Source organism: Terasakiella sediminum (assembly GCF_033100395.1).
Lineage (GTDB): Bacteria > Pseudomonadota > Alphaproteobacteria > Rhodospirillales > Terasakiellaceae > Terasakiella.
The window spans coordinates 154,037-172,741 of record NZ_JAWLVJ010000001.1 but is presented as its reverse complement, the minus strand read 5'-3'; the positions used below and the strand labels follow the sequence as shown (position 1 = coordinate 172,741).

Annotated in this window: 21 protein-coding genes; 13 read left to right on the top strand and 8 right to left on the bottom strand. The window is 50.1% G+C overall.

Going from position 1 to position 18,705, the window contains the following annotated elements:
- Nucleotides 1-47: 47 nt before the first annotated feature.
- Nucleotides 48-1,268, top strand: a complete 1,221-nt coding sequence (locus tag RYZ26_RS00845; protein WP_317681189.1) for an argininosuccinate synthase — start codon at nucleotides 48-50, stop codon at nucleotides 1,266-1,268.
- 110 nt (nucleotides 1,269-1,378) lie between these two features.
- Here RYZ26_RS00845 and RYZ26_RS00840 read toward each other — a convergent pair whose 3' ends face one another.
- Complete coding sequence (locus tag RYZ26_RS00840; protein ID WP_317681187.1) at nucleotides 1,379-1,786, bottom strand: Ros/MucR family transcriptional regulator; 408 nt, start codon at nucleotides 1,784-1,786, stop codon at nucleotides 1,379-1,381.
- Nucleotides 1,787-1,860: 74 nt separating this feature from the next.
- On the opposite strand from RYZ26_RS00840, the gene RYZ26_RS00835 reads away from it, so the two are divergent.
- Nucleotides 1,861-2,121 (top strand): sulfurtransferase TusA family protein, encoded by a 261-nt coding sequence (locus RYZ26_RS00835; RefSeq protein ID WP_317681186.1) that lies wholly within the window; start codon nucleotides 1,861-1,863, stop codon nucleotides 2,119-2,121.
- A gap of 3 nt (nucleotides 2,122-2,124) precedes the next feature.
- On the opposite strand, the gene RYZ26_RS00830 is transcribed toward RYZ26_RS00835, so the two are convergent.
- Together RYZ26_RS00830 and tsaB are read right to left on the bottom strand one after the other, a co-directional pair.
- A complete protein-coding gene (locus tag RYZ26_RS00830; protein WP_317681185.1) occupies nucleotides 2,125-2,556 on the bottom strand; it encodes a GNAT family N-acetyltransferase in 432 nt (143 codons plus the stop codon).
- A complete protein-coding gene (tsaB, locus tag RYZ26_RS00825) occupies nucleotides 2,553-3,236 on the bottom strand; it encodes a tRNA (adenosine(37)-N6)-threonylcarbamoyltransferase complex dimerization subunit type 1 TsaB (RefSeq protein ID WP_317681184.1) in 684 nt (227 codons plus the stop codon). The genes RYZ26_RS00830 and tsaB overlap by 4 nt, the downstream gene beginning before the upstream one ends.
- Before the next feature lie 78 nt (nucleotides 3,237-3,314).
- Between tsaB and ddpX the strand changes: the two genes are divergently transcribed.
- Nucleotides 3,315-3,869, top strand: coding sequence for a D-alanyl-D-alanine dipeptidase (gene ddpX, locus RYZ26_RS00820; RefSeq protein WP_317681182.1), 555 nt, complete (start codon nucleotides 3,315-3,317; stop codon nucleotides 3,867-3,869).
- Here the strand turns inward: ddpX and RYZ26_RS00815 are convergent.
- The gene (locus tag RYZ26_RS00815) at nucleotides 3,866-4,717 is read right to left on the bottom strand and encodes a LysR family transcriptional regulator (protein WP_317681181.1); all 852 of its coding nucleotides are present in this window, start codon (nucleotides 4,715-4,717) and stop codon (nucleotides 3,866-3,868) included. The genes ddpX and RYZ26_RS00815 overlap by 4 nt on opposite strands.
- 114 nt (nucleotides 4,718-4,831) lie before the next feature.
- On the opposite strand from RYZ26_RS00815, the gene RYZ26_RS00810 reads away from it, so the two are divergent.
- The 3 genes from RYZ26_RS00810 (at nucleotide 4,832) to RYZ26_RS00800 (ending at nucleotide 7,865) form a co-directional block, all read left to right on the top strand.
- Nucleotides 4,832-6,022 (top strand): YbfB/YjiJ family MFS transporter, encoded by a 1,191-nt coding sequence (locus tag RYZ26_RS00810; protein WP_317681180.1) that lies wholly within the window; start codon nucleotides 4,832-4,834, stop codon nucleotides 6,020-6,022.
- A gap of 63 nt (nucleotides 6,023-6,085) precedes the next feature.
- On the top strand, nucleotides 6,086-7,198 hold the full coding sequence (locus RYZ26_RS00805) for an ion transporter (protein WP_317681179.1): 1,113 nt from the start codon (nucleotides 6,086-6,088) through the stop codon (nucleotides 7,196-7,198).
- Nucleotides 7,176-7,865 (top strand): HAD family hydrolase, encoded by a 690-nt coding sequence (locus RYZ26_RS00800; protein ID WP_317681177.1) that lies wholly within the window; start codon nucleotides 7,176-7,178, stop codon nucleotides 7,863-7,865. The genes RYZ26_RS00805 and RYZ26_RS00800 overlap by 23 nt, the downstream gene beginning before the upstream one ends.
- Nucleotides 7,866-7,920: 55 nt before the next feature.
- Here the strand turns inward: RYZ26_RS00800 and RYZ26_RS00795 are convergent, their stop codons facing one another.
- On the bottom strand, nucleotides 7,921-8,883 hold the full coding sequence (locus RYZ26_RS00795; protein ID WP_317681176.1) for a zinc-ribbon domain-containing protein: 963 nt from the start codon (nucleotides 8,881-8,883) through the stop codon (nucleotides 7,921-7,923).
- Nucleotides 8,884-9,086: 203 nt separating this feature from the next.
- Between RYZ26_RS00795 and ftsE the strand changes: the two genes are divergently transcribed.
- From ftsE to RYZ26_RS00775, 4 genes are read left to right on the top strand one after another with little or no spacing between them, the layout of a single operon-like run.
- Entirely contained in the window at nucleotides 9,087-9,797 is a 711-nt protein-coding gene (gene ftsE / locus RYZ26_RS00790; protein ID WP_317681313.1) for a cell division ATP-binding protein FtsE, read from the top strand.
- Nucleotides 9,794-10,687 (top strand): cell division protein FtsX, encoded by an 894-nt coding sequence (locus RYZ26_RS00785; RefSeq protein ID WP_317681175.1) that lies wholly within the window; start codon nucleotides 9,794-9,796, stop codon nucleotides 10,685-10,687. The genes ftsE and RYZ26_RS00785 overlap by 4 nt, the downstream gene beginning before the upstream one ends.
- A 3-nt stretch (nucleotides 10,688-10,690) precedes the next feature.
- Complete coding sequence (locus RYZ26_RS00780; RefSeq protein ID WP_317681174.1) at nucleotides 10,691-11,323, top strand: YdcF family protein; 633 nt, start codon at nucleotides 10,691-10,693, stop codon at nucleotides 11,321-11,323.
- A complete protein-coding gene (locus RYZ26_RS00775) occupies nucleotides 11,320-12,051 on the top strand; it encodes a lysophospholipid acyltransferase family protein (RefSeq protein WP_317681173.1) in 732 nt (243 codons plus the stop codon). Before RYZ26_RS00780 ends, RYZ26_RS00775 begins: the two co-directional genes overlap by 4 nt.
- Here the strand turns inward: RYZ26_RS00775 and RYZ26_RS00770 are convergent.
- Nucleotides 12,048-13,355: a DUF2336 domain-containing protein gene (locus RYZ26_RS00770; protein WP_317681172.1), complete on the bottom strand. Its 1,308-nt coding sequence runs from the start codon at nucleotides 13,353-13,355 to the stop codon at nucleotides 12,048-12,050. The genes RYZ26_RS00775 and RYZ26_RS00770 overlap by 4 nt on opposite strands.
- Nucleotides 13,356-13,399: 44 nt before the next feature.
- Nucleotides 13,400-15,037, bottom strand: a complete 1,638-nt coding sequence (locus RYZ26_RS00765; protein WP_317681171.1) for a sensor domain-containing diguanylate cyclase — start codon at nucleotides 15,035-15,037, stop codon at nucleotides 13,400-13,402.
- A 327-nt stretch (nucleotides 15,038-15,364) separates the two neighbouring features.
- Here RYZ26_RS00765 and RYZ26_RS00760 point away from each other — a divergent pair, with 327 nt between their 5' ends.
- Nucleotides 15,365-16,414, top strand: a complete 1,050-nt coding sequence (locus RYZ26_RS00760) for a glucosaminidase domain-containing protein (RefSeq protein WP_317681170.1) — start codon at nucleotides 15,365-15,367, stop codon at nucleotides 16,412-16,414.
- Here RYZ26_RS00760 and RYZ26_RS00755 read toward each other — a convergent pair.
- Entirely contained in the window at nucleotides 16,385-17,551 is a 1,167-nt protein-coding gene (locus RYZ26_RS00755; RefSeq protein WP_317681169.1) for a benzoate/H(+) symporter BenE family transporter, read from the bottom strand. The genes RYZ26_RS00760 and RYZ26_RS00755 overlap by 30 nt on opposite strands.
- Nucleotides 17,552-17,652: 101 nt before the next feature.
- Between RYZ26_RS00755 and RYZ26_RS00750 the strand changes: the two genes are divergently transcribed.
- Together RYZ26_RS00750 and RYZ26_RS00745 are read left to right on the top strand one after the other, a co-directional pair.
- On the top strand, nucleotides 17,653-18,219 hold the full coding sequence (locus RYZ26_RS00750) for a helix-turn-helix domain-containing protein (RefSeq protein ID WP_317681168.1): 567 nt from the start codon (nucleotides 17,653-17,655) through the stop codon (nucleotides 18,217-18,219).
- A 139-nt stretch (nucleotides 18,220-18,358) separates the two neighbouring features.
- Nucleotides 18,359-18,688, top strand: a complete 330-nt coding sequence (locus tag RYZ26_RS00745; protein ID WP_317681167.1) for a hypothetical protein — start codon at nucleotides 18,359-18,361, stop codon at nucleotides 18,686-18,688.
- Nucleotides 18,689-18,705: the final 17 nt, after the last annotated feature.

The following is an 18,705-nucleotide window of genomic DNA, read 5'->3' as shown; positions in this document are numbered from 1 at the left end:
TATTTTCGGGCCAAATTGACATGACCTGTTTTGAAGGCGATTAGAATATGAGCGACATCAAAAAAGTAGTACTGGCCTATTCCGGTGGTTTGGACACATCCATCATCCTGAAATGGCTGCAAGATACCTATAACTGTGAAGTGGTGACCTTCACAGCTGACCTCGGTCAGGGTGAAGAAGTAGAGCCTGCACGCAAAAAAGCTGAGCTGCTGGGTATCAAGGAAATCTTTATTGATGACCTGCGTGAAGAATTCGTTCGCGATTTCGTTTTCCCCATGTTTCGCGCCAATGCGGTTTATGAGGGGGTTTATCTGCTGGGTACATCTATCGCGCGTCCCCTGATCGCCAAGCGTCAGATCGAGATTGCACGCGAAGTTGGCGCTGATGCGGTTTCTCACGGTGCAACGGGTAAAGGCAACGATCAGGTTCGTTTCGAACTGGGTTATTATGGCTTGCAGCCAGACATCAAGGTGATCGCGCCATGGCGTGAGTGGGATTTGAATTCCCGTACCAAACTGATCGAATATGCCCAACAGCACCAGATCCCGGTCCCAAAAGACAAGTTTGGTGAAGCGCCTTATTCTATGGATGCGAACCTGTTGCATATCTCTTATGAAGGTAAAGCGCTGGAAGATCCATGGACAGAATATTCAGAAGACATGTTCCTGCGTACCGTTTCACCTGAAAACGCACCGGATGAGCCTACATTCATCGAGATCGAATATGAAAAAGGGGACCCAGTCAAGCTGAACGGTGAAAAACTGTCTCCGGCTGCCATGCTGACAGCGCTGAACGAAGTGGCTGGCAAGAACGGTATTGGTCGTCTGGATCTGGTTGAAAACCGTTTTGTGGGTATGAAATCGCGCGGCGTTTACGAAACACCAGGTGGCACTATTATGCTGACCGCGCACCGTGCCATGGAATCCATTACACTGGATCGGAATGCAGGCCATTTGAAAGATGAATTGATGCCTCGTTATGCAGAACTGATCTATAACGGTTTCTGGTGGTCTCCAGAACGTGCGGCCATTCAGGCCCTGATCGACAGCACACAAGAAAATGTGTCCGGTGTTGTTCGCCTGAAACTCTATAAAGGCAACGTTATTGTTGTGGGCCGCAAGTCTGACCAGTCGCTTTATTCTGAAGAACATGTAACGTTCGAAGAAGATGAAGTATACGATCAGCGCGATGCAGAAGGCTTTATCAAGCTGAATGCGCTGCGTCTGCGTATGTCAGCCGTGAAACCAGACATGGGCCACGTCGGCTAAGCTCTGGTTTAATGAAATAAGAAAAAGGCCTCTTGGGAATTTCTCAAGAGGCCTTTTTTGTATCTATATACTGTCATCCCGGATTTATTCCGGGATGACAAATAGAAGGATTACTTCTTACGTGCACGTGTACCCAGGCCGATTTTCTTCGCCAGGTTACTGCGGTGTTCGGCGTAGTTTGGCGCAACCATCGGATAATCAGATGGCAGGTTCCATTTGTCGCGATACTCTTCCGGTGTCATGTTGTAGGCTGTTTTCAGGTGACGCTTCAGCATTTTCAGTTTTTTGCCGTCTTCCAGACAAATGATATAATCCTGCTGGATTGATTTTTTGACGGGAACGGCTGGCTGAAGCTTTTCTTTTTCTTCCGGTTTTTCGCCAACTGTGCCTAAAGTCCGATAGACATCTTCGATCAATTGGGGCAAATCACCAGTGCTGACGGAGTTGTTGCTGACATGAGCTGAGACGATTTCTGACGTCAGCTCCAAAAGTTCAAGTTTGCTGGGTTGCTCGCTCATGGTAGAACACTCCTAAATCTGTGTTGTTTGACAGATGGTATATAGGTGTATTTCAAAAAAGTGACAAGAAATTAATGACTAATCAATTGAGTAAAAAATCTGACATTACTTCAGATTCTTTTATAGATATAACCTCTGATACATGTCCGATGACTTTCGTTAAGACAAAACTGCGTCTGGAGAAAATGGAAGACGGCCAAGTTCTTGAAGTCTTGTTGAATGATGGGGAACCATTAAAGAATGTTCCTCTCTCAGCACAGGAATTGGGGCACTCTATATTATGCACAGAAGCCCAGGATGATGGGAAAACCTACAAATTGTGGATCGAAAAATAAGCGTTAATTGCGCATTTTTTCCATAACAATGGCATCGATTGTGCTGTTGTCGGCTCGTTTATAATAGTTTTTGCGCACCCCGACTTTGCTAAATCCGGCTTCAGTGTAAAATAAACGTGCGATTGAATTATCTTTTGCAACCTCTAGGAATATTTTTTCGGTCTTTTTTAAGGCCGCGTTCAGCAAATTTCGCGCAATTCCTTGACGTCGCGCACTCGGATTAGTCGAAATTGTAATAATTTCAGATTCGCACTCATCACCTTGGCAGAGAATAAATCCGACAGGTTCATCCTCCTGCATCATGATAAAGCCGAAGCTTGCGGGCAGACCAATCAGGTCAGCAAAAGCTTTGGCTGTCCAGTTTTCATCAAAGCTGTCTTTGTGAAGCTTGGCGATGATTTTCGCATGGATGGGGTATAGCTCTACAATCGTCATGGGCGTAGACGTCCACCGTTTTTGGGCAGTTCTGCATCCGGTGGACGGATATAGAAAGCTGATGGGCGCGCGTTCGGGTCATTCGGGATGCCTTTGCTGGCGGCACATCTGGCAATATGCTGGGCATCCGGCAGGCGTGAAGCCGTTTCAAATGCTGTTATGCCGCGTTCTTCAAATAAAGGTTTCAGGCGGGCAAAACAATCTCCGGCAACCAGAATCTCTTCGGCATCTTTTGGCGCCATCATGACGATATCTTCAGGCATGCGCGCAACCGGGTCGCTCAGGGGCGTGCCATCAACATTATAATATTGGGCATAAAGATCAGCCCGTTTGGCATCCAGTGCACACAGAAGCGGCCGGTCACGATCCTGTTCCCCATAGGCCAGGGCTTCCAGCGTGGTCACCCCGATCACCGGACGTTTGGCTGCAACGCCGAAACCACGTGCGCAAGCCAAGGCAATGCGAAGACCTGTAAAACCACCCGGTCCAACAGTCACGGCAATGGCGTCCATCTCTTCCACAGACTGGCTGGCGTTCTCCAGTACAGCCTCGACCATGGGCAGTAGTTCACTTGCATGACCGCGCGTCATTTCCTGAAAGTCATGGGCGATGATCTGATCATCTGCCAGCAGCGCAACCGAACAGGCCGCCGCTGCGCTATCCATTGCCAAAATCTTCATAGGGAAGCTTACCTTTTATCAACCAATGGCCTCTTATACTGTGAAACCCCTTCATTCATCAACAGGTAGAACAGGTTCATGGCGCTGATCGAAATAACGGAAAAATCTCACAATGTGGTTCTGGATATGAAATATGCCACAGCAGATAATTTCACCGATGAACCCGTTTATACCAAGCCCTTCTGTTTCCTGCATGAAGAAGCCGAGGGATTGTTATGTGAAGCCATTGATATTGCCGACAAACTCGGTTATCGCTTCCGTATTTTCGATGCGTTCCGCCCCAGCGAAGCGCAATGGAAGTTGTGGAATCACACCCCGGACCCGGATTTTCTGTCCGATCCTCGCCGTGGGTCGCCCCATTCACGAGGGGCTGCTATTGATCTGACCTTGATCGGCCCCGATGGGAAAGACCTGGATATGGGCACAGGATTTGATGAATTCACACCGCTGTCCCATCACGGCAACAAAGAAATCTCGGTTGAAGCCCAGCAGAATCGAATCCTATTGATGGGTATCATGACCACTGCAAACTGGGACTTTTATCGCAATGAATGGTGGCACTACCAACTCTTCAACGCCCGACGCCTGCCAACCTTTAGTGACAGTGCACTGCCTGAAAGTATGATGACCTAAGCAGCCTCAAGTGCTGCATATTCCGCCGTCAGCGCCATCAGGGTTTCCATGGGCTTTGTCTGGATGGTGGTTTTGTTGCAAATCAGATAGGTATCCACATCCGCGATCTCGTCCGGTAAGTCAGTGATGATCAGGTCTTTGCTTAGGCCTTTGGCGACTTCCTGTGGCAAGAGGGTGACGCCAAGTCCGGCGCTGACGCAGCCGATGATGCCTTCTTGGGTGCCGAATTCCATGATGGTGTAGGGCAGGCGTCCTTCGCGACGCAGCCATTCTTCCGCACGTGCCCGATACGCACAGCCTTTGCGATAAACCAGCAGGGTGCTGGATTTTTCATTACCCGGTGTGCTGACCAGAACAAGCCGTTCTTTAAAAAACGGATATTGTACGATCTTGTCGCTTTCAACCTTGCTGCCGACAATGGCACAGTCCAGTTGATGATCCAGCACTTTTTTGATCATTTCGTCTGTGGTACCTGTGCGCACGGACAGTTCTGTCTTGGGATGGCGTTTGTGAAATTCTTTTAAGAGCGTCGGAAGCCTGACAGCCATTGCTGTTTCCATGGATCCGAGTGAGAGGGTGCCGCCATCATCCAGACTGGCGTTGACCGCACGTACGGCTTGGCGTTCCATATCGATCAGCTGATAGGCGTGATCCAATAAAACATGCCCTTGTGTGCTCAGTTCCATCCCCCGGCTTTTACGCACAAAAAGGGAGACCTGAAGCTCTTCTTCCAGTTTTTTGATGCGTGCAGTGACGTTGGATTGCACACAATGAAGCTGTTCTGCAGCCGTTGAAACACTGCCATTTTCTGCCACTGCGATGAAGATTTTAAGGGAGGAAATTTCCATAGCGACCTCATGATATCACTTTTTATGAATGATATCATCAAAACTAATCGTTTGTAATGATTATTTTCACAAGATACTATACTGTTCGATCATCAAACAAAAAGGTGCCAACTGATGCAACATCACCTGCCCACATGGAAATTGCTTCTTGCCAGTATTTCGTCACTTATCCTCACCATGGGGATTGCACGATTTGCGCTGACACCTTTGCTGCCTGCCATGCAAACGGCAACGGGTTTGGGGGATGATGGGGCAGGCTTTCTGGCGGCCTTTAACTATGCTGGATATTTGTCCGGTGCTTTGATCGCCAGTCGTCTGCGTGATCCCATGGTTAAACTGACTTATTATCGCTGGGGGATGATTTTGGCTGTTTTGACCACGGCATTGATGGCCTTTACCGACAGTGTCGTGATCTGGTCGGGCTTGCGTTATATTTCGGGTCTGACAAGTGCGGCAGGAATGGTGATTTGCACTTCATTAGTGCTGGATCATTTAAAGCAACGCCATCGCCCTGATTATATCGGTATTCACTTTAGCGGTGTGGGTTTAGGTGTGATTGTCAGCGGGATTGTTCTGACATGGTCTGAACCTGTCATGGGATGGAGTAATGCCTGGCTGATCATTGGCGTAATTGGCCTGTTGCTTGCGATCCCTGCCATGTTGTGGGTGGGGGCGGATGGCTTGCCGACACCCGTTGCGGGTCATGCCAATCAGGTAAAATTGCGTCAGAGACAAATAACATTTCTGCTGATTTCTTACTGTCTGGCAGGCGCGACGTTTTCCATCGGCACGACTTTTATTATCTCCATCATGGCGGAAAACCCGGCCCTTGCTGATAGCCGCAATTACGCCTGGGTGATGCTGGGCGTTGCCCTTGCACCAAGTTGTTACTTCTGGATGAAGGTTGCCGGCAAAATGGGTGATTTTAAAGCATTGGTTCTTGCCTATCTGGTTCAGGCTGTCGGATGTGCCTTGCCCGTCCTGATCCCGTCTTCAGCCAGTGCCCTGGTCGGTGGCTTTATGTTTGGCGGATGTTTCATGGGGATTGTAACCGTGGTGCTGGCCCTTGGTGGCAAGTTGTCGCCGCACAATCCATCTGCGCTCATGGGTATTTTGGTGGTGTCTTACGGCGTTGGGCAAATCGTTGGCCCGATTTTGGCCGGGATTGCCATGGAACAAACCGGATTTAGCGAGCTTGGACTTTGGAGTGCGGCTGCCTGTTCGCTCGCCTCTATCATCTTTATGCTGGGCACACGGTGTCCGCAAGGTACTCCCTATGAAGAAGGCAAGCCCTGCCTGACTTAAACCTTCCTTCATCCTTTTTTCCTACACTTGATCTGTTGAAATAGGGGAAATGGGTGCAAGGCTATGGCACAGCAGGAACGTAGATCAGGTAAAGGCCGTCGAATCAAAAAGGCCGAAACGGTCCACAAAGATCAAACGGTCGGGCGACGTGAGAGCGATATTCTGGATGCGGTTGCCCCCCGTCAGCGCGAATTTACTCCACAAGCAGATAATCAAAGCCGACGGAACCGGGTTTATGAAGTTATGGAAGTCGGGCGCAAGGATGACTTTCCTTCCCTGTTTTTTGATGTATTTATCATTGCTCTAATTTCCCTGAACGTTCTGGCAGTTATTCTGGAATCGGTTGCTTCTCTGCAGCAGGTTTATGGGGATTACTTCTACGGGTTTGAACTGTTTTCCGTTGCTGTCTTCACTATTGAATTGGCCTTGAGAATCTGGACGGTTTCGGAAAATCCTGATCCGAAATTTGCACATCCGGTTTGGGGGCGACTGAAGTATCTGCTTACGCCGACGGCACTGGTTGATATTATCGCAATCCTTCCATTTTATCTCAGCTTCCTGATTGCTGTCGATCTTCGTTTCATGCGGGTTCTGCGTCTGCTTCGGGTCTTTAAGCTGACGCGTTATTCCTCTGCCATGTCCATTATGCTGACGGTTCTCAGGCAGGAAGCGCGTGCCTTTGGGGCCGCGCTTTTTGTGCTGCTGCTATTAATGATTTTTGCGGCCAGCATGATTTTTCTGTTTGAACATGAAGCCCAGCCCGACGTTTTTTCGAATATCCCGAATGCCATGTGGTGGGCGGTGATTACACTGACGACGGTGGGGTTTGGCGATGCCTATCCGATCACGCCCGTGGGTAAATTTTTTGGGGCAGCGATTTCCATCGTCGGGATCGGGATGGTTGCGTTGCCTGCCGGGATTCTGGCCTCTGCTTTTTCCGAACAACTGCATCTGCGTCGGGAAAAATACCGCGACCGGGTGGTGGACGCGTTGGCAGACGGCGTTTTGACAGAAGAAGAAGCCGAACAATTGCGTAAAATTCAGGAAGATTTGGGAATTTCTATAGAAGAAGCGCGCAACATCCTGCACCATAGTGTAAAAGGGGGCCTGCATTTTTATGCCCATTGTCCCCATTGTGGTGAAAGTTTACAGGATGACCATAGACACAAACGCTGATTGCGCCTTCGATCTGATCATATTTGATTGTGACGGCGTGCTTGTGGATAGCGAGCTTTTGGCCTCGCATGTGCTTTCAGAAGTGCTCGCAAAATATGATGCGGATGTGCCGCCCCGTGAATGTCGTGAACGGTTCACAGGCTCCAGCCTGAAACGGGTGAAAGAACTTGTCTTTAAAAGTGCCGGGATTGAACTGCCGGATGATTTTGAACAACAGGTTCGCAAGGCTGATCGAGACGTGTTTGAACAACGCCTTGCCCCGGTTAGCGGCATGGAAGAAGTCTTGGAGTTGATCAAGCTGCCCGTATGTGTGGCGTCCAGCGGTAGCATTGAAAAGATCACCCATTCTTTGGAACTGACCAAAATGATTGATCATTTCAAACCCAATTTATTCAGCGCTGAAATGGTCATGCGCGGCAAACCGGCGCCTGATTTGTTTTTGCATGCGGCTAAAGAAATGGGTGTTTCACCGGATCGCTGCTTGGTGATTGAAGATAGCCCGGTCGGGATTAAAGGGGCGCAAAAAGCCGGAATGACCGTCTTTGGGTTTGCAGGGGCATCCCATGCCGGGCCTGGCTATGCTGAAATGCTGGAACTTGCTGGCGCGGATATGGTTTTTCGTGAGATGTTTGCCCTATCCAATATGGTGCAATTTTATCAGAAATAAATAAGCCGCCCCTTAAATGAAGGAGGCGGCTTTTAAATATTATATCTGAAACGGTTTATTGCGCTTCAGGGACCATAAAGTCCACACCGACGCGGCGTGCGGATGATGGTGGGTTTTTGATGCGGGCTTCAAACGGGGAGAACCCCCCCGCTTCAATCTCGCGATCTGTTGTTTCCACGACTTCGAAATGCACTTCTTCGTCATTTACGTCATAAAGAGAAATCCGGATCATCGGCACGCTGAATTTCACCTCTGAAATATTGGCCACATCGCCGACGACGACCACAATGGTGTCATTGCCTTCTTTAACGATGTCGGTTGTGTACTCTCTAAAGACCAACGACTCTTCAAGTTTCGGTGTCATGCCCAGCATTTCCTGAATCTCGCCGTAATATTGGTCGTAGATTTTGTAATAATCCGTTGTCTGCGGCACAAACTGTGTGATGAATGAACGACCAAAATGAATGGCGGCGACCAGAATGGCCAGCAGCAGGATAATATAGAACAGGAACTTGAAGAACCCGCCCTTTTTCTTCTGCTTTTCTTTTTTGCGCACAGGCGCGGTGAAGACTTCCGGGATTGGTTCTGGATCACCAATGTCATCCAATGTGTCGATATCGTCAGAGCTATACATGGATTCCGCCATGGATTCCATCGGTTCAATATCATCATCGCCGAAGATATCGTTTAATTCTTCATCAGACGGCATGTCATCCACAGGGGCATCAGATGCCGCTGGTGGTTCCGGTTCCGGCTCTGGTTCTGGCTCAAACACAGGTTCTGGTTCGGGTTCTGGCTCAGGTTCCGGCATGGGGGCCGGTTCTGGCGCAGGTGGAGGGGGAGGCGGCGGTGGTGCTGTCGTTGTTTCATGATCATCAAGTTCAAGAATACTGTCATCATAGGGCTTTTGTTCCCAGGCATGACCACAATTCGCACAACGTAACGTGCGCCCATCTTCGCCCAGTGCGGCGATCGGAACGGAATAATGTGCTGAACAGTTCGGACAACTAATAATCATAAGGCCACCAAAATTTCACGTAAGTCCTTAAACTTTATAGGCGTTTCCTTACTTTGACGCAAGATCACGCATAAAGCAATTTCTTTCATAAATATCGTTATTTTTCACTTTAACTCAGATTGTGTGAATAAGGTCTTAACTCAGGCTCAAAGTTCGCATAAAAAAGAGGACCGAAAATATATTGGGATTTCTGAGACTTGGTTATCGTTAAACTGGAAAATGTTGGATTGCGCTATGGGGTTGGTCCCGAGATTCTGCGCGATGTCTCTTTGACCTTGAATGAAGGTGCGTTTCATTTTCTGACCGGTCCCAGTGGGGCGGGTAAGTCCTCCCTGTTGAAACTGATGTATCTGGCCCATCGCCCGACCCGTGGCCTGATTTCCCTGTTTGGCAGCGATATCGCAACGACCGACCGGGAAAAATTGCCTGCGCTTCGCCGTGAAGTCGGCGTTGTATTTCAGGAATTCCGCCTGCTGGATCATCTTTCCACCTTTGATAATGTGGCTTTGCCCATGCGGGTTGCTAATGTTCATGAAAAAGATATCAAAAAGCACGTAAGTGAACTTTTGGCCTGGGTGGGCTTAAAAGATCATATGGATGCGCGCCCCACCACGCTTTCAGGTGGGCAGCAGCAACGTGTGGCCCTTGCCCGTGCTGTTATTACCCGTCCGCGTCTATTGCTGGCGGATGAGCCGACGGGGAATGTGGATGACAAGCTGGCAGTGCGTCTTTTGCATTTGCTGGAAGAATTAAACAAGCTGGGCACGACCATTGTGATGGCGACCCACAACGAAGGACTGGTGCGTCAGTTTGGCCATCCGCGTATCTGTATTGAAGATGGCCGGGTGGAACAAATGGGCCCATTGCGCCCGGCGCGCGGCGGTGGTATCCGCATGGAAGGGAAAATCTCATGAGTTTCCTGTCCTTTAACCATCATAAAGATTTGCCGCTGGATAAAGACCCGGGCACGCGCTTTCTGCCCTGGTTGATTGCCTTTATGGTTTATCTGGCGGCTTTATCCGTCATTGCAACCAGCATCATGCAATCGGTCAGCCTGCGCTGGGAACAAGGGGCCAGTGATACGCTGACGGTACAAATCCCACCGCAACGCAGTGTTCAGGCGGATCAGCATCAAACTGAAGCCGCCCTTAAAATCCTGCGTGCTAACCCGGCTGTCTTGCTGGCGAACCCCATGGCGAAGTCCGAGGTGCTGGAACTGCTGGAACCCTGGTTGGGTAACGCAAACAGTCTTTCAGATATGCCCATGCCGCATTTGATTGATGTGACCTTGCGTTCATCTGTTGAATTTGATGCCAATGCGGTACTGACCCAGATAAGTCAGGTGGCCCCGGGGGCAACACTGGATGATCATCGCATCTGGCTGGATCGCCTGATCCGCATGAGCCAGACGTTGGAATATGGTGCTTATATCGTGTTGGCGCTGATTGGGCTGGCCTCCATCGGAACGATCTTTTTTGTGACCAAAACAGGCCTTGCCATCCATCATGACGTGATTGAGGTGCTGCATTTGATCGGAGCACAGGATAGTTATATCGCGCGTCAGTTTGCGGAACATTCCCTGCATCTGGGCCTGCGTGGCGGGATGTTGGGGCTGGCGGTTGCCGGGCCGACATTTGGCGGGTTTGCCTATCTTTATCGCCAGATCGACAGTGCTTTATTGCCACAGATTGATATCACGCCTGTGCAGTGGGTGGCTGTCATGTCGCTGCCGCTGATTTCCGGGTTGATGGGATATCTGACGGCAAGGTCAGCTGTGTTACGCAGCCTGAAAAAGATGGTTTAACCCATGAGTGGTTTTGGACCTAAACGCAAACGCCGCTTTATCGGGCCGTTTTTCGTCCTGTGTCTGCTGATCTGTGCTGTCTGGACAGGCGGGTTTATCGCTTTCCTCGATTTGGTGCCGCGCACGGTTCAGGATCAAGATAGTCTGACTGATGGTATCGTGGTTTTAACAGGTGGGACCAAGCGTCTTAATACGGGCCTGGAACTTCTTTCTGATCAGAAAGCACAAAAAATGCTGATTTCTGGTGTATATCGCGGGGTTGACCTGGAAGAACTGCTCAGTCTTTCAAAAGAATCGCCGCAGGAGCTGGAATGTTGTATCGATATTGGTCATGAGGCTGACAATACCCGCGGTAATGCGCGTGAAACAGCTGATTGGGTGGAAAAAACAGGCTTTCAGACCGTGCGATTGGTGACAGCCAATTACCATATGCCAAGAAGTCTGTTGGAATTTTCTTTTCATTTACCTTATACCACTATTATTGCCCATCCGGTTTTCCCTGAACATGTCAAAGTGGATCAATGGTGGCGCTGGCCTGGGACAGCGGCGCTTTTGGTGGGGGAATATAATAAATACCTGTTGGTGTGGGTGCGTCAGGAATTGGCCCGCAGAACTGATTTAGAGATATTGAAATGACATTTATCCGCTCGCTCCTGTTTAATATTTACCTGTTTGGCGGCACCGGGATCATTGCTTTGATCCTGTTGGTTCTGATGCCTTTTTCGTCACAGGAAATGCGTAAAGGATCCCAATTCTGGACCCGTTATGTCATGTGGGGCATGCGAAATATCACCGGCATAGATTATGAAGTGCGCGGCCTTGAAAACCTGCCGGAAAGCGGTGCGATCATCGCGTGCAAACACCAGTCGGCCTGGGATACGGCGATCTTTGTTTTGTTGCGTCTTTCAACGGCTTATATCCTGAAAAAAGAACTGTTGAAAATCCCGTTTTATGGTTGGTATGTGAAACGCAGCGGCCATATTGCGGTGGATCGTGCAGCCGGGGCCAGTGCGTTGAAAAATATGGTGCGTGATGTGAAAGAGGCACTTGGAAAAGGGCGCAATGTGGTTATTTTCCCGGAAGGTACACGCTCTTTCCCGGGGGAAGCGGGGGACTATCAACCCGGTGTTGCAGCTATCTATACCCAGACCAAACAGCCTGTTATTCCGGTTGGACTGAATTCCGGTGTTTTTTGGGGGCGACGTAGTTTTTTGAAGAAACCGGGCAAAATTGTTATCGAGATCATGCCCGCGATTGAACCCGGTCTGAAACGCAAAGAGTTTATGGACGTTCTGGAAAAAACGATCGAAGACAAATCACGCGAACTGGAAGCCGAAGCCTTGAAAAAGATGAGCCAATCTTAAACAGCCATATTGGTGAAAAAGTCGATCTGCCACTGCAGTTCTTCATCTTTCAGGGCATATTGCCCATCGTTATGTTTCAAGATATCATCTGCCGGAATATGGGCGACCTTGGCCTGAATGCGCATTGCCATGATCGCATCCATCCCTGCTTTCCAACACAAAGCTGCGACACCGCGCGCACTGCGCATGGCGATCATGCGCTGGGCAACTGACATATGCATGTGGGACAGTTCAGCCAGCCCCGCCACTACAAAATCGTAATCGCCTTCAGTCAAGGCATTGGCAACCACTTGCGGGGTCAGTTTGTTCATGCGTTTCAGATTTTGGGCAATCACATGGGCAGGTTGCTGGAACAACCATGTATATTCTTTTTTCAGTGCCATGTTGGTCTGATCAAGATCAAGGCTGGGAACGGTTTTCTTGCGCGGTTTATGTTTCACAGCCAAACGGCGGGAAACTTCTTTTCTGACAACATTCAGGGTTTCCGCGTTCAGGTCATCGCGGCCCTTCAAACTGTCCATCAGATTGTCTGCAACAAATTCCGCCAGACGCTGAGCCGCATTGTTACTTAGGACAGGGCGATGAACCAGTGGCCCCTGCCATTCCTTAATTTCGCGGGATTGATCGACCAGTTGATCCAGTGTTTCTTCGCGGATCTGGGCGCTGTCATTGCATAACAATGTGGTAATCGCAGGCACATCATGGGTTTCCACAATCGCATCGGACACGGACGAGCTGACGCTCGCACGATTTGAAATGGCGCCCAAAGCCCCGGATGAAATCCCGCTGGAAATAATTTCAAGTAAGGCATCATCGGTCAGAACCGGGGAATGTTCCAGCACAGGTGTGGAAACCGACAGTTCGGAATCACAGGCGAGCTTCTTAATCAGTTCTTCCGGTACCTGGGCGACATCTTTTAGGGTTTCCGCCAGAATGCCCCGCACATTCGCCAATTGGTCGGACGCGAGAATTTCCAGGGCCTGGAAGGCATAGCTTTGCACCCGGTCAACCTCGTAAGCGGTCAGTTTCGGGGCCAGAACGGCGATTTTTTCTGCGAGATCCGATCGAATTTCATCGTTGGCGTCTTGTGCCAGGTCCACATAGGCGCGCGCAGGTGTTGCCTTGTTACGCGCAATGGCTTTACGTACTTCCGGGTCCGGGTCGCCTGCCAGATAGAATAGAATTTCGGGACGAATGTCTTCACGCTCGGCCAGCGATTTACGAACCGTGAGGTCACGGTGCTGGGCAAGTTCTTTTGCCTCATCATAAGTTAGAGGCGCATCATGTACTGGGTTGCTATTCATCGTCTTTTCAGAGCCTGTACACGTCGTCGTTCGTCATGGTTATTTTACTTTGGTTCATAGGGCACAGCTTTTCTAAAATTGCCGCGTCCTGCGCGTTTTGCCTTGTACATAGCCGCATCTGCGCGACTGATCAAGCCTTCAACGTCTTCATCTGAGGTCGGGTCAAACAAAGCCAGTCCAACCGACACACCCAGGGGTTTGTCCGGGCTGCCGGAATGTTCCCGGAAAAAGGCACTGGATTCGATAATCCCGGCACATCGTTTGTCTGCCGTTTCTTCACTGATGTCATCCAGCCACAGGGCAAATTCATCCCCACCAAGACGTGCAACCACATCACCCGGGCGCACGTGTTTGAGCAGAAAATCACGCAGCATCAGCAAGACATCATCACCTTTCTGGTGACCAAACACATCGTTTACCTGTTTAAAGTGGTCCAGATCCACATAGATCAGTGCGGCTGGGGCCTTGTTATATTGCAGCCGCTCAATATGGCGCGGCAGTTCATCTTCAAAGAAGGCGCGGCGGTTTAACAATCCGGTCAGCGCATCGGTGCGTGACAGTTCTACGATCCGTTCATGCCCGGAGATTTGTTCGTTTGCGATGCCGAGCTGGTTTGCAACATCAATGGCGAGGATTTTATCATCATCATTCCAGGTGCCGCGCACTTTTTCACGCCACAGGCAGATGGCGCCATTGACGTTACGGCGATAGCGTGTGGCAGAGAAAATCGCCAGCCAGTCCGGTGTTTCAAAAATGCCGACTTCATTTTCATTCAGTTTTTCAAGGCGTTGAAACAGGTCTGGCACGTCTTCGGGCACATCGCCAAAGGAGGCATCCACAATCATACCACTGTCCGGCTGACGACGGAAAATCTGACATCCATTGGCGCTGAGCGCACGTGCTGTTGCATTGGCGGCTGCTGTCAGCATATTGCTGGGTTCAACCTCATCACGGATGGTTTTGACGATATAGGCCAACAGCTGATCACGGTGATAGGCGCGTGCAAGTGCCGCATCGCGTTCGCGCTCATCGGTGATATCGCGGCATACACCGCGTGTGCCGACCCATTGATTGTTTTCATCAAATAAAGGCAGGCAGGAAACGGTCAGGCAAGCCGGCTCCCCGTCTGGGCGCAGGACCCATACTTCTTCACGTTCCAGCTTGGATTTGGACATGAAGGGATTAAGCGAATGTTTTTTGTCGCGTTTTAAGACAATATCTTCGGAATGTTTCTGGATCAGCTCGTCCGGCTCGTAGCCCACCGCACCACGTTGGGAGACGAAAATAAAGTGTCCATCCGCGCCCACTTCCCAGGCGAAGTCACTCGAAATTTCCACCAGGTCTTTGAAACGCTGACGCGAATCCATGAGGGCCGCACGCAGGTTATGTTCAAGGGAGCTGTCTTTGGCAAAAATCAGATAGCCATCATCGGTGGGTGAAATGGTCATGTCAAAGAAGAGAACGCCCTTGTCACTTTCCAGCCCGATCGTCTGCAAAAGGGGCGAAAGGGTTGCATCCACTTTGTCGAAAATATCTATAATAGTTTGACTCTGAAGGTTTTTTACAATGATTTGCGCTGCGTTACTTTGGGCAACCACTTGACGGTCTTTGCTGAGAAATGCCGCTGGGAAGGGCGCAATTGTCACCCATTTGGTTGAAATATTCGCAGATGATTCAGGCATATTTTTTTCTTTTCGTTACGTAGAAAACCACCGCTCTTATCCCTTTAAAGAGCAAGGAATATCCTATTCGGGATTGGCGAGGAAATCAAACACTCCCTTAATCAATAGGCTGGATTAGGAAAAAATGTCTATCTAGTAGGGTATGAAAGCGGCCTTATCATGCAAGGCCCTTTAATCCTTAAAGATTTGTTAAGAATATTGTCGTCTGGCATTCAGGTCGAATTTCTGTACAATCCGCCTTACAGCCTGATCGGATGCGGCTGGTAAAAGAAAGATCGATCACTTGCGCATTTTAAAGATCGCACGTTGTCATAAACAACTGGTTTAATGCGCTTTTTTGTTAACAACATTGATTTGGATATGGCTGAAGTTCAGGAAAACAAAGGCTGCCAATGGACGATTCTGGGTCTTTTGGGGTTCTGTTTTATTGCTGTCACCATGGCGCAGATTTTTTATCCCGCCAATACGACAAGCAAAGCACCGGTTTCCGTCTTGCCACTGGCAAAATCGAAACAAGTCGCCAAAGCTGGTATTGATGCGCTTGAAGGGCGCAAAGATAAATTTGGTGATGGACGTCTAAGTTCGTCTGATCTCAACTCCCAGTTCGACAAAATCGGATATCAACTTGACCCGGTTTTAAAAGGCGAAAACACCGTGCCGCGCGTGTTCATCAGTGCATTGCCTTATGATCTGGCGATGATCAAACAGACGGATGAGCGCAAATCCCTGTTTTTCCGCACGCTGTTGCCACTGGTTCTGAAAATCAATGAAGAGATTATTACCAATCGCGCCAAAGTCTGGCGTCTGCGCCACCGTTTGACCATGGGTCTGGCACTGCGGGGTGAAGACCGTATCTGGTTGAACGCGGCCTTTAGCCGTTATCGCGTTGCGGATCAGAATTTTGATCTGCTGCTGGAACGTATGGATGTGGTCCCTGCCTCTCTCGCATTGGCGCAAGCTGCAGAAGAAAGCGGTTGGGGTACCTCGCGCTTTGCCCGTGAAGGCAATGCCTTGTTCGGCCAATGGACGTTTGATCCGAAAGACAAAGGTATCGTGCCGTCTGGTCGTGCAGAAGGGAAAACCCATCGCATCAAAGCTTTTGATGACCTGAAAGGCAGCCTGAAAGCCTACGTGCGTAACCTGAATTCTCATAAAGCTTATCAGAAACTGCGTGTGCTGCGTCGCCAGATGCGCGATAACCGCGAAGCATTGAACGGTCATAAACTGGCAACCGCACTGGATAAATATTCAGAACGCGGTCTGGATTATGTCACGGGCATTCAGGCGATTATTGACAAGAATAACCTGAAGCAGTTTGATAATGTCACGCTGGAAGAGGCCGAAGCCTCAGCCACGTTGAACAGTCCGCTGATTTAACAGATAAACGATTAATCCGATCACCAGCCCCCAAAAGGGCGCCCCGATGGTCAGAAATGTTCCGCCTGATGCTGTGATGACAAATGTCAGGATCGCAGCTTCACGGCCCCGTGTGTCTTCCAAGGCACCATGTAGGCTGTTGGCGATGGTACCAAGCAAGGCAAGGCCTGCAATGGCCCCGACCAGGGCTTGTGGGAAGGCTGTGAAGAATCCGGCAACGGTGGCTCCGAAAATACCCGCCAGCAGATAAAAAATCCCAACCCAGATGGTGGAATAATAACGCTGTTTGGGGTCAGGGTGCACGTCTTCGCTCATACACAAAGCGGCCGTGATCGCTGCCATATTATAGGCATATCCGCCAAAGGGTGCGAACGCCAGACCCATGGCCCCGGTCCATCCGATCAAGGGGGACGCTGGTGTTTGATAGCCATGTGCACGAAGCGCTGCAATACCGGGGACGTTTTGCGACGCCATCGTGACAATGAAAAGCGGCAGGCCGATTCCAATCAGTACTGATATGTCAAAAGTGGGCGTGGTCCAGACAGGTGTGGTGACTTCCAGCGTGATGTCGCCCATATCGATTTTGCCCTGCATCAAAGCGAGGATCACCCCGATGGCAAAGGTTAAGGGGATGGCATAGGTGGATTTCATCCATTTTGCCAAAATGTAGGTGACCAGCATGGCCGCGACAATCAGGGTTTCGGTCTCAAACGCGGGGAAGATTTTGAAGGCGAATTGCAATAAGACACCTGCCAACATGGCGGTGGCGAGACTTTGAGGGATCAGCTTCATAATCTTGTCAAACCACCCGGTCAGCCCGCAGATGGTAATCAGTAATGAACAAAACAGAAAAGCCCCGATGGCATCACTATAGGCAATGCCGGGCAAGCTGGTGACCATCAGCGCCGCCCCCGGTGTGGACCAGGCGATCATGATGGGATGGCGGTAATATACAGAAAGTGCAATTCCCATCACCCCCATGGCAACGCCCAGCGCCCACATCCAGGAACTGACCTGATCAGGCGTGGCCCCGGCGGCGATTGCCGCCTGAAACACAATGGCGGCCGCACTGGTATAGCCGACCAAAATGGCAACAAATCCGGCAGAAATATAGGAAGGGGAGAAAAACTGTTTCATGGGGGGCTCACAATTTTGTGCGTTATAACGTACATTCTGGTCACCCTATCATTTGTGCGTTATAACATCCAGAAGAATTTTTGTGGGCGAGGGGAGTGACCATGCAGGACCCAAAGGATCATCTGGCAGACATGCTGCGTTCGGTGCGCAAGGAAAAGAAGCTCAGCCTTGATAAAGCCGCTGATTTAACGGGTGTGAGCAAAGCCATGCTGGGCCAAATCGAACGCGGGGAATCGAGCCCGACTGTTTCAACGCTCTGGAAAATCGCCACCGGATTTGAAGTCTCGCTCTCCAGCTTTATTGAACCACCGTCCAAAAAACTGGGTGAAACAGCCGTGCGCGAATCCGATGACATCCGCCAGCACCCGGCAGGCGAAGGGCTGTTGATCGCGCCCTTGTTCCCCTATGACGATCATCTCGGGTTTGAATATCTCGAACTCACCATCCAGTCCGGCTATAACCGCATGTCCGAACCCCATGCCCCGGGTGTGATCGAGTTCATCACCATTATGGAAGGCGCGCTGGAAATTTACTGCGATGATCTTTGGCATGACCTGGAAGTCGGCCAAACCATTCGCTTTGCCGGGGACCGCCCGCACGGTTATCGCAATATGAGCGATCAGGACGCCAAGGTCCTGACAGTGATCCATTACCCCAATGGTCGGTGAAGAGGACGACAAAAGAAAACTACGTCATCGCGCATATGTTGCGCGATCAGGGTTAAGGCCAGAGCGTGATATCCACCCTGATGGCGCAATGAATGCGCCATGACGAATTTTTGTGCTATCTTATGGTGGTGCATCAGCAATGGACAAGCGTATGACTCGATCCATCCTCACTCTTTCCTTTCTACTCTTCTTCCTCACCGCCTGTTCCATGAACGGCAAGCTGGTCACCACCAGCGACGGCCAATGCACCTACAATGAATATGAAGTCATCTCAAAGATCGTCGGGCTAAACGACTATGACGCCACCTTCCGTATCGACGCCAGCCGCCCCTTCATCCATGTCCCTTTGCGCCAATTCAATCAACTCCCCCAACTCGGCGAAATTTATATCATTGGTGTGCGGGAAATTATGAAAGGCAGTTGCCGCCCCTTTTATACGTGGGTGGTGGAGCAGTTATTGGATACGTAGTTAATCGTCATGCCGGC